This is a genomic window from Actinoplanes sp. OR16, assembly GCF_004001265.1.
Classification (GTDB): Bacteria; Actinomycetota; Actinomycetes; order Mycobacteriales; family Micromonosporaceae; genus Actinoplanes.
The window spans coordinates 1,265,989-1,281,512 of the sequence record NZ_AP019371.1 but is presented as its reverse complement, the minus strand read 5'-3'; the positions used below and the strand labels follow the sequence as shown (position 1 = coordinate 1,281,512).

General features: G+C 71.9%; 13 protein-coding genes. 10 read left to right on the top strand and 3 right to left on the bottom strand.

Annotated elements, in window-relative coordinates; translation table 11 throughout:
• The first annotated feature begins 20 nt into the window (after positions 1–20).
• A complete protein-coding gene (locus tag EP757_RS43750) occupies positions 21–2,513 on the top strand; it encodes an Hsp70 family protein (RefSeq protein WP_232050389.1) in 2,493 nt (830 codons plus the stop codon).
• Between the two features lie 3 nt (positions 2,514–2,516).
• Here EP757_RS43750 and EP757_RS05825 read toward each other — a convergent pair whose 3' ends face one another.
• Genes EP757_RS05825 through EP757_RS05815 form a run of 3 tightly spaced genes read right to left on the bottom strand, consistent with a single transcriptional unit; the run spans position 2,517 to position 3,638 of the window.
• A complete protein-coding gene (locus EP757_RS05825) occupies positions 2,517–2,912 on the bottom strand; it encodes a PLD nuclease N-terminal domain-containing protein (RefSeq protein WP_127543172.1) in 396 nt (131 codons plus the stop codon).
• Between the two features lie 38 nt (positions 2,913–2,950).
• A complete protein-coding gene (locus tag EP757_RS05820) occupies positions 2,951–3,250 on the bottom strand; it encodes a DUF202 domain-containing protein (protein ID WP_127543171.1) in 300 nt (99 codons plus the stop codon).
• Positions 3,251–3,254: 4 nt separating this feature from the next.
• Positions 3,255–3,638 carry a YidH family protein gene (locus EP757_RS05815; RefSeq protein WP_127543170.1) on the bottom strand — a complete coding sequence of 128 codons (384 nt, stop codon included), beginning with the start codon at positions 3,636–3,638 and terminating at the stop codon, positions 3,255–3,257.
• Positions 3,639–4,010: 372 nt separating this feature from the next.
• Here EP757_RS05815 and EP757_RS05810 point away from each other — a divergent pair, with 372 nt between their 5' ends.
• The 9 genes from EP757_RS05810 to gatA all read left to right on the top strand — a co-directional run bounded on the left by EP757_RS05810 (position 4,011) and on the right by gatA (position 15,524).
• Positions 4,011–4,787 (top strand): electron transfer flavoprotein subunit beta/FixA family protein, encoded by a 777-nt coding sequence (locus EP757_RS05810; protein ID WP_127543169.1) that lies wholly within the window; start codon positions 4,011–4,013, stop codon positions 4,785–4,787.
• 12 nt (positions 4,788–4,799) lie between these two features.
• Positions 4,800–5,732 (top strand): electron transfer flavoprotein subunit alpha/FixB family protein, encoded by a 933-nt coding sequence (locus tag EP757_RS05805; protein ID WP_127543168.1) that lies wholly within the window; start codon positions 4,800–4,802, stop codon positions 5,730–5,732.
• Positions 5,733–5,805: 73 nt separating this feature from the next.
• Positions 5,806–6,981 carry a cysteine desulfurase family protein gene (locus EP757_RS05800; protein WP_127543167.1) on the top strand — a complete coding sequence of 392 codons (1,176 nt, stop codon included), beginning with the start codon at positions 5,806–5,808 and terminating at the stop codon, positions 6,979–6,981.
• Between the two features lie 9 nt (positions 6,982–6,990).
• The gene (gene mnmA, locus EP757_RS05795; protein WP_127543166.1) at positions 6,991–8,079 is read left to right on the top strand and encodes a tRNA 2-thiouridine(34) synthase MnmA; all 1,089 of its coding nucleotides are present in this window, start codon (positions 6,991–6,993) and stop codon (positions 8,077–8,079) included.
• On the top strand, positions 8,072–9,061 hold the full coding sequence (locus EP757_RS05790) for a methionine synthase (protein ID WP_127543165.1): 990 nt from the start codon (positions 8,072–8,074) through the stop codon (positions 9,059–9,061). Before mnmA ends, EP757_RS05790 begins: the two co-directional genes overlap by 8 nt.
• 92 nt (positions 9,062–9,153) lie before the next feature.
• Positions 9,154–11,517, top strand: coding sequence for an NAD-dependent DNA ligase LigA (gene ligA, locus EP757_RS05785; RefSeq protein WP_127554099.1), 2,364 nt, complete (start codon positions 9,154–9,156; stop codon positions 11,515–11,517).
• A 120-nt stretch (positions 11,518–11,637) separates the two neighbouring features.
• Positions 11,638–13,746, top strand: a complete 2,109-nt coding sequence (locus EP757_RS05780) for a bifunctional diguanylate cyclase/phosphodiesterase (protein WP_127543164.1) — start codon at positions 11,638–11,640, stop codon at positions 13,744–13,746.
• A 12-nt stretch (positions 13,747–13,758) separates the two neighbouring features.
• On the top strand, positions 13,759–14,058 hold the full coding sequence (gatC, locus tag EP757_RS05775; protein WP_127543163.1) for an Asp-tRNA(Asn)/Glu-tRNA(Gln) amidotransferase subunit GatC: 300 nt from the start codon (positions 13,759–13,761) through the stop codon (positions 14,056–14,058).
• A gap of 2 nt (positions 14,059–14,060) precedes the next feature.
• Positions 14,061–15,524 carry an Asp-tRNA(Asn)/Glu-tRNA(Gln) amidotransferase subunit GatA gene (gene gatA, locus EP757_RS05770; RefSeq protein ID WP_127543162.1) on the top strand — a complete coding sequence of 488 codons (1,464 nt, stop codon included), beginning with the start codon at positions 14,061–14,063 and terminating at the stop codon, positions 15,522–15,524.

Below are 15,524 nucleotides of genomic sequence, written 5' to 3'. Positions count from 1 at the left end.
TCATTGCCTACACTGCGGTCATGTCCATCGACCAGGGTGGTCCGAAGCGGTACGCCCTCGGCATCGACTTCGGCACCTCGAACACCGTCGCCGTCGCGCGATGGCCGGACGGCCGCGCCCGCCCGATCCTGGTCGACGGCTCACCGCTACTGCCGTCCGCGGTCTACGCCGACACCGCGGGTGACCTGCTCGTCGGCCGGGACGCGGTGCACAGCGCCCGGCTCGACCCGGCCCGCTTCGAGCCGAACCCGAAACGCCGGGTGGACGACGGCCAGGTCCTGCTGGGTGAGCGGGAATTCGAGATCACCGACCTGATCGCGGCGGTGCTGGCCCGGGTCGTCGAGGAGTGGCACCGGGCGGTCGGGCCGTACCGGCCGGACACCACGCTCACCTGCCCGGCCAGCTGGGGTTCGGCACGCCGGACCCTGCTCGCCGAGGCGGCCGCGCAGGCCGGACTCGAAGGCGCCCGCCTGGTCGCCGAGCCGGTGGCGGCGGCGACGTACTTCGCCGAGGTGCTCGGCCGCGACGTGCCGATCGGCTCGGTCGTGGTGGTGCACGACTTCGGGGCCGGCACGTTCGACGCGAGCGTGGTGGCGCGGACCTCCTCCGGGTTCGAGGTGCTGGCCGTGGACGGCCGGGACGACCTCGGCGGCCTGGACGTGGACGCCGCGATCGTGGAGCACCTCCGGACCGACGAGTGGGGACCGCTGCTGGCGCCCTCCACGGTCGAGGAGCGCCGGGCCCGCCGTCAGCTCTGGGACGACGTGCGGATCGCGAAAGAACGCCTCTCCCGAGCTCAGGCCGCCGATTTCGTGGTGCCGCTGCTCGACGTCGAAGCGCATCTCACCCGCGAGGAACTGGAGACGGTGGCCCGGCCGGTGCTGGACCAGACCGTGCAGATCACCAAGAACCTGCTGCGCTGGGCCGACCTGCCCGAAGGCCGGCTGGCCGGGGTCTTCCTGGTCGGCGGCGCGAGCCGGATCCCGCTGGTCGCCACCCTGCTGCACCGCGAACTCGGCGACCCCCCGGTGGTGATCGAACAACCTGAACTGGTGGTGGCCGAGGGCAGCATCCTGGCCGGCGCGGCACTGCTGACCAGCGAGCCCGCAGCCCCCGGCCCGACCGAGGAGATGCGGCTCCCGTCCAAATACCTGCCCGCCCGCAAGCCCGACGCACCGACCGTGGTGGCCGGCCCGGCGATCGTGCGCCCCGCCGTGGCCGCCCCGAACGCCGCCGGTCCGGGTATGGCCGCCGGTCCGGGTATGGCCGCCGGTCCGGGTATGGCCGCGGGCCCGGTCATGGCCGCCGGTCCGGGTATGGCCGGGCCGACCGAGGAACGGCCCGCGGTGACCACGCCGGTGCCGCCGCGGCCGTCCGCCGAACTGGCAGCAGAGGCCGAGGCCGCCACGGTCCTGGCCGATCGTCGCGAGGTCCGGGGCGACCTTGCGCCGGAGGACGACGAGGGCGACAACGGTCCCACCGAGGTTCACGGCGGGTCGCTGATCCCGGTCTCCGTCCCGCCGGCAGCCGGCTCGCCGGTATCCGCCCCTCCCGGCTCCGGATCGCCGTTCTCCGCGCCTCCGGTCTCCGCGCCTCCGGTCTCCGGATCGCCGTTCTCCGGGCCTCCGGTCTCCGGACCGCCGTTCTCCGGGCCTCCGGTCTCCGGGCCGCCGCTTTCCGGGCCTCCGGTCTCCGGACCGCCACTTGCCGCGGCTTCGGGTTCCAGGGCGTCGCTTTCCGGGTCGTCCTCGGGTGAGATTCCCGGTGGGCCGCTCGCCACTGAGCGGCTCGGTGAGATCCCGCCGCCGCCCGATCAGCTGCCGCAGCGGACTCCGCAGCCCGTTCAGGGGGCCTCCGCCGAACCGGCCGACGACCCCCGGCCCTTCGAGCCGCAGCCGTTCGAGCCGCAGCCGTTCGAGCCCCAACCGTTCGAGTCACAGTCGTTCGAGTCGGATCTGCCGCCGCACCTGCGTCCGCCGGTCGACCCGTGGCCGGACGCCGATCCGTCGACGTGGCGACCCGACCCGGATGCCACGGCGGCTACCTCACCTCCGCGGAACGACGGTGGATGGTCGGCTTCCGGCGTACCCCCGAGGCAAGCCGGACCGGCGCCGCGCGCGACGCGGCAGACGAAGCCGGTGGTGGCACATGCCCGGCCGATCTCCTCGGTGAGCGGTCAGGCGCATCCGGTGTCGCCGGTGATGGGATCGGCGCGTCCGGTTCCGCCCGCGCGTGCCGTCGCGTCGGCGCCGCGTGCGTCCCAGCGCCCGCCGTCGGTGCCGCAGCGGCCGCAGCCCTCGCCGGCGGAGGCCGGCAAGCGGAAACCGGTCGAGCGGAGGAAACGGCGCGGACGGGCGCTGCGCGGATTCCAGATCCTGCTGAGCCTGCTGGCCATGGTGGTGGTGCCGCTCGTCGCGCTGGTGCTCGCCTACGGATACGCCAACGGGGCGCCCCTGCAGGACGACGCGGTGAACGTCTTCGAGGACATCGCGAAGCTGGTCGGCCTGATCTAGGGCCTAGGGCTTCTTTTCGTCTTTTTGTTCGCCATCCGGTTGTTCGCTCGTCTCCTCCGCCTTCTCGTCGGGCAGGCGCTCCGGCTCGGGGCTCAGCTCGCGCTCCCACTGGGCGAGCATCTCGCGCTCGCGGCGGGACTGCTCGACGTTCATCGACCGCAGGAACTCCGGGTCGTCGTCCGGCGAGGACGGGCGGGACGGAGCGCGGCGGGATCCCTCGGCGAGCGGGCGACCCCAGGCGAAGTAGGCGGCCGGACCGGCGATCGGGATGAGAAGGATCACCAGAACCCAGGCCGCACGGGGCAGATTGCGGACACGCTCCGCCGAAAGACCGCTGATGAGCGCCAATATGAGCAGGACGAGCGCCGCCGCGGCCAAGAAGATGAACAACCGGACCATGCCGCAATGATGCCCCGCCCGAGCGGCGTCGGCGACGATCAGAGCATGACAACCCATCCGGCGATGACCGAGATAGCCACCGTGATCAGCGCGTAGGCCCGGATCGCACGCGGAACGGCGGCCGGAACCGGGTCGTCCAGCCCGCGCGCCCGGTGCAGGGAGATCCCGACCAGGGCGGCCCAGGAGATCATCGCGCCGGCCGCGAGCAGCCACTCCGCCGGTCCGGCGCCGGGGGTGAAGGCCGGGCGGACGGCGAGTAGCCCGACCGCCGCGGCGGAGAGGCCGGTGCGGCGCCAGGCGAGGCGGGTGCGCTCGGGTGCGGCGCCGGGGTCGGTCATCCGCTCAGAAGATCTGGACCAGCACGGCGACGACCAGGGCGACCGCGCCGAGGGCGACGACGAGGGCGAGCACCGCCGGGAAGTGTGAGCGGGGCAGGTCGGTGCCGAGGCGCATGGCGCGTTCGGTGCGGGCCCAGTGGTCGACGGCGCGGAGCGCGACCAGGCCGCCGAGGAGCAGCAGGATCAGCGAGATGATCTCGCGGAGGTGCTCGATCGGCAGCGGCGGCAGGAACTGGGCGCAGGCCAGGCCGCCGGCGATCAGGGCGAGGCCGGTGCGGATCCAGGCGAGGAAGGTTCGTTCGTTGGCGAGCGAGAACCGGTAGTCCGGTGTGCTGCCCACCTTCGACGCTCGTTCCGGGTCGAACCAAAGAGTCAGGTCACCGAGCACGTGGTCGATTATCGACCCAGACGGTGCGGACCTCGTCAGTGACGCAGGCCTCTCGCGGCCGTCCGCAGAGGCACCACGGAGAGTCAGGCCCGCCGCGGCCGTGGGACTGAGGCTCCGTTAAGTTCGCCGGTGGGAGAGTATGGGGCGTGGGCAGGTTCACCCCGTCCACTAGTGAGACGTTTTGACCGGACATGTCGTGACACCTCCTCGTCGCCACTGTAGCGATAGAGATCGTCCTGTGGGTGAGGTGTGTCACTCTCGGTGGCCGGCAACAGGAAAGCTACTGGCGGGTAACCTTGCGGACATGTCCCGCCGCAAGGTGTGGCCGCGACCGCAACGGTGCGTTCAATACAGGAGGGTCGTAGGAGCGCGATGAATATCGTCGTACTGGTCAAGCAGGTACCCGACTCCGGTGCCGAGCGCACCCTGAGCGCTGACTACTCGGTGGACCGCGCGTCCGCGAGCAACGTCATCAACGAGATGGACGAATACGCCATCGAGGAAGCGCTGAAGATCAAGGAAGCGCACGGGGGCGAGGTGACCGTTCTGACGGTCGGCCCGTCCGGCGCCACCGAGTCGATCCGCAAGGCGCTCTCGATGGGCCCGGACAAGGCCGTCCACGTGCAGGACGACGCCCTTCACGGTTCCTGCGCGGTCGCCACCTCCAAGGTTCTCGCCGCCGCGCTGCGCACGCTGAACCCGGACCTGATCCTCAGTGGCGCGGAGTCCACCGACGGCCGGGTCCAGGTCGTTCCGCACATGCTGGCCGAGCTGCTCGGCGTGGCTGCCCTGACCGGCGCCCGCAAGCTGACCGTGGACGGCTCGCAGCTGACCATCGAGCGGCAGACCGACGAGGGCTACGAGGTCGTCACGGCCGCCACCCCGGCGATCGTGAGCGTGTGGGACACCATCAACGAGCCGCGGTACCCGTCCTTCAAGGGCATCATGGCCGCGAAGAAGAAGCCGGTGCAGAGCCTCACCCTGGGTGACCTGGGCGTCGCGGCTGACGAGGTCGGCTTCGCCGGCGCCACCAGCCAGGTGCTCGAGTTCGCGAAGCGCCCGGCGCGCTCCGGCGGCACCAAGGTCACCGACGAGGGCGACGGCGGCACGCAGCTGGTCGCGTTCCTCGCCACCGAGAAGTTCGTCTGAGAGGGGATCGTCATGGCTGAGGTACTGGTCGTCGTCGAGTCCGGCGTCAAGAAGGTCACTCTCGAACTGCTCACGATCGCCCGTGGGCTCGGGTCGGTCTCCGCTGTGGTGTTCGGCGACGCCGACACCGCCAAGCTCGGTGAGTTCGGCGCCGAGAAGATCTACGTCGCGTCCGGCGAGGACGTCGAGGGCTACCTGGTCGCCCCCAAGGCCGCCGTGGTCGCCGACCTGGTGAAGCAGGTCTCGCCGGCCGCCGTGCTGCTCGCCTCCACCCAGGAGGGCAAGGAGATCGCCGCCCGTCTGGCCATCAAGCTGGACAACGGCCTGCTCACCGACGCGGTCGCCCTGGACGCCGACGGCACCGCCACCCAGGCGATCTTCGCCGGTTCCGCGACCACCAAGTCCAAGGTGACGAAGGGCCTGCCGATCGTCACGATCCGCCCGAACTCGGTCACCCCGTCGGCGTCGGCCGCGACGCCTGCCATCGAGCAGGTCACGGTGTCGGTGGGGGAGAAGGACAAGCTGACCAAGGTCGTCGAGCGGGTCGTCGAGCAGAAGGGCTCGCGCCCGGAGCTCACCGAGGCGGGCATCGTCGTCTCCGGTGGCCGCGGCGTCGGCAACGCGGACAACTTCAAGCTGGTCGAGGAGCTCGCCGACCTGCTCGGCGGCGCGGTCGGCGCGTCCCGCGCGGCGGTCGACTCGGGCTACTACCCGCACCAGTTCCAGGTCGGCCAGACCGGCAAGACCGTGTCGCCGCAGCTCTACGTGGCGCTCGGCATCTCCGGTGCGATCCAGCACCGGGCCGGCATGCAGACCTCGAAGACCATCGTCGCGGTCAACAAGGACCCCGAGGCGCCGATCTTCGAGCTCGCCGACTTCGGCGTGGTGGGCGACCTGTTCAAGGTCGTACCCCAGGCCGCCGACGAGGTTCGCAAGCGCAAGTAAGTGATCTGAGTCAAACGGCCCGGCGGTTCTCCGCCGGGCCGTTTCCCTGTCACCACGGCCTAAGCTGGGAACGATGGCCTACCTGGATCACGCGGCGACCACGCCGATGCTCCCCGCCGCGCTGGACGCCTACGTCGCCGCGGCCCGGGAGGTCGGCAATCCGTCGTCCCTTCATGCCGCCGGCCGCGGCGCCCGCCGCCTGGTCGAGGAGTCCCGCGAGCGGATCGCCGCTGCGCTCGGCGCCCGCCCCTCCGAAGTGATCTTCACGGGTGGTGGCACCGAGAGCGACAACCTGGCGGTCAAGGGCACGTTCTGGTCGCGCCGGGCCGCCGACCCGGCGCGCGACATCGTGGCCGTCTCCGCCGTCGAGCACCACGCCGTGATCGACGCCGTCGACTGGCTGGGCGCGCAGGAGGGCGCCCGGGTGGTGACGCTGCCGGTCGACGGCGAGGGCCGGGTGCACCCGGAGACGGTGGCCGAGCTGATCGCCGAGGAGGGCGACCAGGTCGCCGTGATCAGCGTCCAGTGGGCGAACAACGAGGTCGGCACGATCCAGCCGGTCGCCGAGCTGGCCGCGCTGGCCGCCTCCGCCGGCATCCCGTTCCACACCGACGCGGTGCAGGCCGCCGGGCAGATCCCCGTCGACTTCGCGGCGAGTGGCGTCTCCGCACTCACGCTCACCGGTCACAAGCTGGGCGGGCCGGTCGGCGTCGGTGCGCTGCTGCTCGGGCGGGACGTGCAGGTCACGCCGCTGCTGCACGGCGGCGGACAGGAGCGCGACGTGCGCTCCGGGACGCTGGACACCCCGGGCGTGGTCGCTTTCGCGGCGGCGGTCGAGGCCGCGGTGAAGACGCGCGACGAGTACGCGCAACGCGTCGCCGCCCTCCGCGACGACCTGGTGGCCCGGGTCCGCGCGGCGGTCCCCGACGCGATCTACAACGGCGCCCCGGCCGACCGGCTCCCCGGCAACGCCCACTTCTCCTTCCCGGGCTGCGAGGGCGACGCGCTGCTGCTGCTCCTCGACGCGCAGGGGGTCTACTGCTCGACCGGCTCGGCCTGCTCGGCCGGTGTGGCGCAACCCAGTCACGTGCTGCTCGCGATGGGCGCCGACGACGCGCGGGCGCGCGGCTCGCTGCGGTTCACCCTCGGCCACGACAGTTCGGTCGCCGACGTCGACGCTCTGCTCGCCGCTCTACCCGGCGCCGTCGAGCGTGCCCGCCGGGCCGGAGCGTGGAAGACACCCAGATAGGCTGGGGACATGCGAGTTCTTGCGGCCATGTCGGGCGGCGTCGATTCCGCGGTCGCCGCAGCGCGCGCCAAGGAGGCCGGTCACGACGTCACCGGCGTGCACCTGGCGCTGGCGCGTAATCCCCAGACGTTCCGGACCGGAGCGCGCGGCTGCTGCACCCTGGAGGATTCCCGGGACGCGCGCCGCGCCGCCGATGTGATCGGCATCCCCTTCTACGTCTGGGACATGGCGGAGGAGTTCCACGACAGCGTCGTCGACGACTTCGTCAGCGAATACGCGGCCGGGCGGACCCCCAACCCCTGTCTGCGCTGCAACGAGAAGATCAAGTTCGCGGCCGTGCTGGACCGGGCCGTGGCGCTGGGCTTCGACGCGGTGGTGACCGGCCACCACGCGCGGCTCGGTGCTGACGGTCTTCTCCGGCGGAGCGTCGATCTGGCGAAGGATCAGTCGTACGTGCTGGCGGTCCTGACCCGTGCCCAGCTGGATCGGGCGATCTTCCCGCTCGGCGACTCGACGAAGGAGCAGGTGCGCGCCGAGGCGGCCGCCCGCGACCTGGCGGTGGCCGACAAGCCCGACTCGCACGACATCTGCTTCATCGCCGACGGGGACACCCGCGGTTTCCTGGAGAGCCGGCTCGGCGCGGCGCCCGGCGACATCGTCGACGGGCGGACCGGGGAGAGGCTCGGCACCCACAACGGGGCGTTCGGGTTCACCATCGGCCAGCGCAAGGGCCTGGATCTGCGGGTTCCGGCCGCTGACGGCCGTCCGCGCTATGTCCTGTCGATCACACCCGTCTCCAACACGGTGACGGTGGGTCCGCGGGAGGATCTCGAAGTCGACGTGGTGACCGCAACCCGCCCGATCTGGCACGACGACTCGCCCGAGGTGGCCTGCGACGTGCAACTCCGCGCTCATGGAGAGGTCGTCGGCGCCACGGTCTCCGTCACCGGCGACTCGCTGATCGCCTCGTTGACGACGCCGGCGCGGGGTGTCGCGGCGGGCCAGGCCATCGTGGCCTACCGGCCGGACCCCGGCGGCGACATCGTGCTCGGCTCCGCGACGATCACGGCCGGAAGCCGGGCCGCCGTCGATGCCTGACTTCCCCTGGCCGGTCGGTTCCGCCACCGGCATCGGCTCGCTGCCCGGCGCCGACATCGCCGAGGCGCAGCGGATCGTCATGGGCGAGCTGCCCGCGCTGCCGCACCTCGCCGAGCTGCCCGCCCGGGGCCCGGGCGCCGACATGATCGGCCGGACCGCCGGTTTCCTGGTCGAGCTGCCGGTGCAGCTCTACGCCGGCCGCTGGCAGATCGCCTCGCGCCCCGGCAAGGACCTGCGGCACACGGCCGACCTGCTGGAACGGGACCTCGACCAGCTCACCGAGCAGGCCGACGGGTTCACCGGCACGCTGAAGATCCAGGCGGCCGGCCCGTGGACCCTCGCGGCGAGCGTCGACCTGCCGATCGGCGGGCGGATGCTGCGTGACCCGGGCGCCGTCCGGGACCTCACCGACTCGCTCGCCGAAGGGCTCCGGCGGCACGTCGCCGACGTCCGGAAACGGGTGCCCGGCGCGACGGTGCTGCTCCAGCTGGACGAGCCGTCGCTGCCGTCCGTGCTGGCCGGGCAGGTGCCGACGGAGAGCGGGCTCTCGGCGTACCGGAAGGTGGACGGGCCGGACGCCGCGACCCGCCTGCGGACGGTGGTCGAGGCGGCCGGCGCCCCGGTCGTCCTGCACTGCTGCGCCCCCGAGACGCCGCTACAAGTGGTCCGGGACGCGCGCGCCGCCGCAGTGGCGCTCGACCTGTCGCTGCTCACGGACCTCGACCCGGTCGGCGAGGCGATCGAGGCCGGGCTCGGGATCTTCGCGGGCGCGGTCGCCACCACCGGGACGTCCCGTCCGGACGCCAAGAAGATCGCGGAGCGCGTACGCACACTGTGGCAGCGGCTGGGCTTCCCGGCGGCCCGGCTCCCCGAGCAGGTGGTGATCACACCGGCCTGTGGCCTGGCCGGAGCCACTCCGCGGTACGCCCGGGCGGTCCTCGAAGCGGTGACCGAAGCGAGCCGGCGCATCTCCGAGGTGTGAGCGCGGTTTTTGTCAGTGGGTGCGGCTACCGTGCTCGGTAGGTTTCACTGACAAGGGGGATTGTGGTGGTCGAGGATCCCACGGCGCAGGCCATGGCCCGGCATGCCGAGCTGGCTGACGAGATTCGTGGTCACCAATACCGTTATTACGTCCTGGACGCGCCGACGATCGCCGACGCCGAGTTCGACGTGCTGCTCCGCGAGTTGCAGGCGCTCGAGGAGGAGTTCCCGGCGCTGCGGACGCCCGACTCGCCGACGCAGACCGTCGGCGGCACGTTCTCCAGCGACTTCGCGTCGGTCGACCACATCGAGCGGATGATGTCGCTCGACAACGTCTTCAACACCGATGAGCTCGCCGCCTGGGCGGAGAGGACCGTGCGGGACGCCGGTGGCCCGGTGCGGTTCCTGTGCGAGCTCAAGGTCGACGGTCTGGCGATCAACCTGACCTACGAGAAAGGGCGCCTGGTCCGCGGCGCCACCCGGGGCGACGGGCGCACCGGCGACGACGTCACGCCGAACGTGCGGGCCATCCAGGGCATCCCCGAGCGGCTGACCGGCGACGACGTGCCCGACCTCATCGAGGTGCGCGGCGAGATCTACTTCCCGGCCGAGGCGTTCGCCGACCTGAACGCGGGGCTGGTCGAGCGGGGCAAGGACCCCTACATGAACCCGCGCAACGCCGCCGCCGGCAGCCTCCGGCAGAAGGACCCGCGGGTCACCGCCTCCCGCGGCCTGCGGATGGTGGTGCACGGCATCGGCGCGCGGGAGGGTTTCAGCCCGGCCTCGCAGTCGCACGCCTACGAGTCGCTGAAGGCGTGGGGCCTGCCGACGAGCACCCGGTGGCGCGTCGTCGACGACATGGCCGGCGTCAACGAGTTCATCGACTACTACGGCAAGCACCGGCACGACGTCGAGCACGACATCGACGGCGTGGTGGTGAAGGTCGACGACGTCGCGATCCAGGGCCGGCTCGGCTCGACCAGCCGGGCGCCGCGCTGGGCGATCGCGTTCAAATACCCGCCCGAGGAGGTCACCACCAAGCTGCTCGACATCGCGGTGAACGTGGGACGTACCGGCCGGGTCACGCCCTACGCCGTGCTGGAACCGGTGAAGGTGGCCGGCTCGGTGGTGGCCCAGGCGACGCTGCACAACGAGCAGGAGGTCGTCCGCAAGGGTGTGCTGATCGGCGACACGGTGGTGTTGCGCAAGGCCGGCGACGTGATCCCGGAGATCCTCGGCCCGGTCATCGAGCTGCGGCCGGAGGACGCCCGTGCATTCGTCATGCCGACCGTCTGCCCCGACTGCGGCACGCCGCTCGCTCCGGCCAAGGAGAGCGACGTCGACATCCGCTGCCCCAACTCGGAGTCCTGCCCCGGGCAGCTCTGGGAGCGGCTCAGCCACGTCGGCAGCCGTGACGTGCTCGACATCGAGGTGCTCGGGGAGAAGGCGGCCCGCGCGCTGCTCGACTCCGGTGTGCTGCACAACGAGGGCGACCTGTTCGACCTCACCGAGGACGATCTGCGCCGGGTCCCGTTCTTCGTGAAACAGAACGGCGAGCTCAACGCCAACGCGGGCAAGATGCTGCAGAGCCTGGCCGAGGCGAAGTCCCGTCCGCTCGCCCGCATCCTGGTCGCGCTCTCGATCCGGCACGTCGGCCCTACGGCGGCGCTGGCCCTGGCCGCCGAGTTCGGCTCGATGACGGCGCTGGAGGAGATGCTGGCCGCGACGTCGGCGGAGGCCGTGGCAGCGAGCGCGGAGGCGGCCGAGGCGAGCGCGGAGGCGGCCGAGGCGAGCGCGGAGGCGGCCGAGGCGAGCGCCCAGGCGGCCGAGGCCAGCGCGGAGGCGGCCGAGGCGAGCGCGCGGGCGGGTGCGGAGACGGCCGAGGCCGGCGCGGAGCTGGCAGAGGACGCGCAGACGGTCGCGGCGGGCGCGGAGGCAGCAGCGAGTGCGGAGACGGCGGCTGCGGAGACGGCGGCTGCGGAGACGGCTGCTGTCGCTGCGGCGGCGACGCGGAAGGCCAAGGCTGTGGATCCGCTCGCTGCTGTGGAAGGCGTCGGGCCGATCATCGCGGACAGCCTGCGGGAGTGGTTCACCGTGCCGTGGCATCGGGAGATCATCCGGAAGTGGCGGGTGGCCGGGGTGAAGATGGCCGACGAGCGTGTCGAGTCCGGGCCACGCCCGCTGGAGGGGCTGACCTTCGTGGTCACCGGCACGCTGGCGGGCTTCACGCGGGACCAGGCGGCCGAGGCGATCACGTCGCGGGGCGGCAAGGTGAGCGGCTCGGTGTCGAAGAAGACCGGATTCGTGGTGGTGGGCGACAACCCCGGCAGCAAGTACGAGAAGGCGCTCGCCCTCAAGGTCCCGGTCCTCGGCGACGAGGGTTTCGCGGTGCTGCTGGCTGAGGGGCCGGAAGCGGCGCGGGCGGTCGCCGAGACGTCACCCGACGGAGGGAATTAACACCATTCGCCCGTGTGGAGTCTTATGTCGGTTTAGTAACGGGAAGGTAGTTTGACCTAGAAGGCACCATGTGGATCTATGGTGTAGGCGATCGGTGATCGAGGCCATCATGGAGGTCGCATGGATGCCGCTCGTCTGCATGCGGCCGCCCCTGGTGCCGCATGTCCGGACGTCACTCGTCTGGACATCACCCGGTTCGATCCGCCGCGGCCGGAGCCGGACAGCCCGCACGCCCTGACCGGCCCGCGCCGCCGGCGCACGATCATCGTGACGTCGGCCGGATCGGTCACCGGCGGGCTCACGCTGTGGGCAGCCGACCCGGGCGCGTTCGCCGGGCTGCCGGCCGCCTTCTGGGTGATGGCCGTGCTGGCGCTGATCGCCGACGCCCGGCCCTACCTGGTGCCCGGCCGGCGGGCGAGTTCGATCATCCTGCCGTCGATCTGCTTCACGTTCGCGATCCTGCTGGCCTGGGGGAGCGCGCCGGCCCTGGCCGTCCAGTTCGCGGCCGTCACCGTGGCGGGCGTCCGGATGAGGCATTCGGTCCGCCGTACGCTGCATCTGGCTCTTCAGCACGCGGTCGCGCTCGGCGCGGCAGCCGTCGTCGCCGGTGTCACGTCGCTGCGCATCGGCCCCGGGGAGCCGAGCCTGCGGGAGGCGGCGCTGATCTGCCTGGCGGCGTCGGCCTGGATCGGGGCGCGCTACGCGGTGGCGGCCCTGGTGCGGCGATGGACCGCCGACGTCCGGCCGCGGACCTATCGCCGACGAGGGCGGGCCGATCTCCTCGCGACCGCGGCGCTGCTCCTGCTGGGACCGATCCTGCTGGTGGCGGCGGTGGTGAGCCCGGCGCTGCTGCCGCTGTCGCTGCTGGCGCTGCACGCCGTGCACCGGATGGTCCGCTGGGCGGGCGAGTCGGAGCGGGCGGCCCGGTTCGACGCGCTGACCGGGCTGCCCAACCGGCGGGCGTTGCAGGCTGCGATCGCCGAACGGTCCCCGGATCGGCGGCGGGCGCTGCTGCTGCTCGACCTGGACCGATTCCGTACGGTCAACGACGCCCTCGGCCACGGCAGCGGCGACCGGCTGCTGTCCCGGGTGGCCGACCGTCTCGCCGGGGTGGTGCCCGCCCACGACCTGGTGGTCCGGCTCGGCGGCGACGAGTTCGCGGTGCTCGCCACCCGGGTGGAGGGCCCGGCCGCGGCCCGGCGCATCGCGCAGCACCTGGCCGAGGCGCTGAGCTGCCCGTTCCCGCTGGACGGCACGCCGGTGGAGCTGAGCGCCTCGATCGGGATAGCGCTGCAGTCCGGCCGCCGCGACGCGGGCACGCTGCTGCGCGAGGCCGAGGCCGCGATGTACGAGGCGAAGCAGCGTGGCGACCAGATCGCGGTGCACGGCCCGGACGCCGCCCACCACTCCCCGGACCGGCTGGCGCTGCTGGCCGAGCTGCGTACCGCGCTGCGCGAGCACGACGAGGGGATAACGCTCTTCTATCAGCCGCAGATCGCCATCGCGACCGGCGAGGTGATCGGTGTGGAGGCGCTGCTGCGCTGGTGTCATCCGAAACGCGGCACGGTCGGCCCGGAGGAGCTGCTGCGGGTGGCCGAGCCGACCCCGGTGATGCGGCTGCTCACCGCCCGGGTGCTGGAGGAGGTGATCGCGCAGCTGGCGCAGTGGCGGGCCGAGGGCCGGCCGCTGCGGGCCGCCGTGAACGTGAGCGCCCGGGATCTGCACGCCGGGGACATCGCGGACCGGGTCGGGGCGCTGCTGAGCCGTTACTCGGTGCCGGCCGACCTGCTGCAGCTGGAGATCACCGAGAGCGCGCTGATGGCCGACCCGCACCGGGTGCTGGAGACCACGACGCGGCTCAGCCGGATGGGTGTGGCGATCTCACTCGACGACTTCGGCACCGGCTATTCCTCGCTGCAGCATCTGCGGCGGCTGCCCCTCGCCGAGGTGAAGATCGACAGGTCGTTCGTGCTGGGGATGGCGACCGATCGCGGTGATGCGGCGATCGTACGGTCGGTGGTCGGCCTGGCCGAGGCTCTCGGCCTGCGCGCGGTGGCCGAGGGCGTGGAGGACGAGGCGACCTGGCGTCTGCTCGCCGCCGCCGGCTGCCACACCGCGCAGGGCTGGTTCCACGCGCGCCCGATGCCGGCGGCCGGGCTGGCCGAGTGGCTGGCCCGGTACCGGCCGGTTCAGCCTCGGAAAATAGAATCAGGCAAACCGTCGAACTAATGAGGGGGCAGGATGGCCGCCATCTCCCGCGAAGAGGTAGCGCACCTGGCGCGCCTGTCGCGGCTCGCCGTGACCGAAGAGGAGCTCGATCGATTCGCGGGTCAGCTCGATGTGATCCTGCAGTCGGTCGCCCGGGTCGGTGAGGTGGCCGCGGAGGACATCCCGCCGACCTCGCACTCGGTGCCGCTGACCAACGTGTACCGCGAGGACGTACCCACTCCGAGCCTGAGCCAGGAAGCTGCGCTCTCCGGCGCGCCCGACGCTTTCGAGGACCGGTTCCGGGTGCCGCGCATCCTGGACGAGGAGGACTGATCGTGACCGACTTGACCAGGCTCAGCGCAGCGTCGCTCGCCTCCAAGATCGCGAGCAAGGAGGTGTCGGCGGTCGAGGTGACCACCGCCCACCTCGACCGGATCGCCGCCGTCGACGAGCGCGTCCACGCGTTCCTGCACGTCGACCGGGAGGGCGCTCTGGAAGCGGCGCGCAAGGTGGACAACGGCGAGATCACCGGGCCGCTCGCGGGCGTGCCGATCGCGGTGAAGGACGTGGTGACGACAAAGGGCGTCCCCACGACCGCCGCCTCCAAGATCCTCGAGGGCTGGAAGCCGCCGTACGACGCGACGATCGTGGAGCGTCTGAAGCAGGCCGGCATGCCGATCCTCGGCAAGACCAACATGGACGAGTTCGCGATGGGCTCGTCCACGGAATACAGCGCTTACGGCGCCACCAACAACCCGTGGGACCTGGGCCGGATCCCCGGTGGCTCGGGCGGCGGCTCGTCGGCGGCACTGGCGGCTTTCGAGGCGCCGCTCGCGATCGGCACGGACACCGGCGGCTCGATCCGTCAGCCCGGCGCGGTCACGGGAACGGTGGGTGCGAAACCGACTTATGGTGGCACCTCCCGCTATGGGCTGATCGCCTTCTCGTCCTCGCTCGACACCCCCGGTCCGTGCGGCCGGACCGTCGAGGACACCGCGCTGCTGCACTCGGTGATGGCCGGCTACGACCCGCGGGACTCCACGTCGATCAACGCGCCGGTGCCGGACGTGGTCCGGGCCGCGCAGATCGGCAAGAACGGGGACCTGTCCGGCGTGAAGCTGGGTGTCGTCAAGGAGTTCGCCGGCGACGGGTCCGAGCCGGGCGTCCTGAGCAGCTTCCACGAGTCCCTGGAGAAGCTGGTCAAGCTCGGCGCCGAGATCGTCGAGGTCTCCTGCCCGCACTTCCAGTACGCCCTCCCGGCCTACTACCTGATCGCCCCGAGCGAGGCGTCCAGCAACCTGGCCCGCTTCGACGGCGTCCGGTACGGCCTCCGTGCAGGCGACGACGGCAGCCGGTCGCTCGAAGAGGTCATGTCGCTGACCCGCGAGGCCGGCTTCGGGCCCGAGGTGAAGCGCCGGATCATCATCGGCACCTACGCGCTGTCGAGCGGTTACTACGACGCGTACTACGGCCAGGCGCAGAAGGTCCGTACCCTGATCACGCGCGACTTCCAGTCCGCGTTCGAGAAGGTCGACGTGCTGGTCTCGCCGACCACCCCGTTCGTGGCGTTCCCGTTCGGCTCGCGGACCAGCGACCCGTACCAGATGTACCTCGCCGACCTCTTCACGATCCCGACGAACCTGTACGGCGGACCGGCCATCTCGGTCCCGTGCGGTCTCTCCGAGGGCCTGCCGGTCGGCTTCCAGATCATGGCCCCGACCATGGCCGACGACCGCATGTACCGGGTCGCGGCAGCACTGGAGTCCGCTGTCGGCTCGTTCACTCCTCCGGAGCTGTGA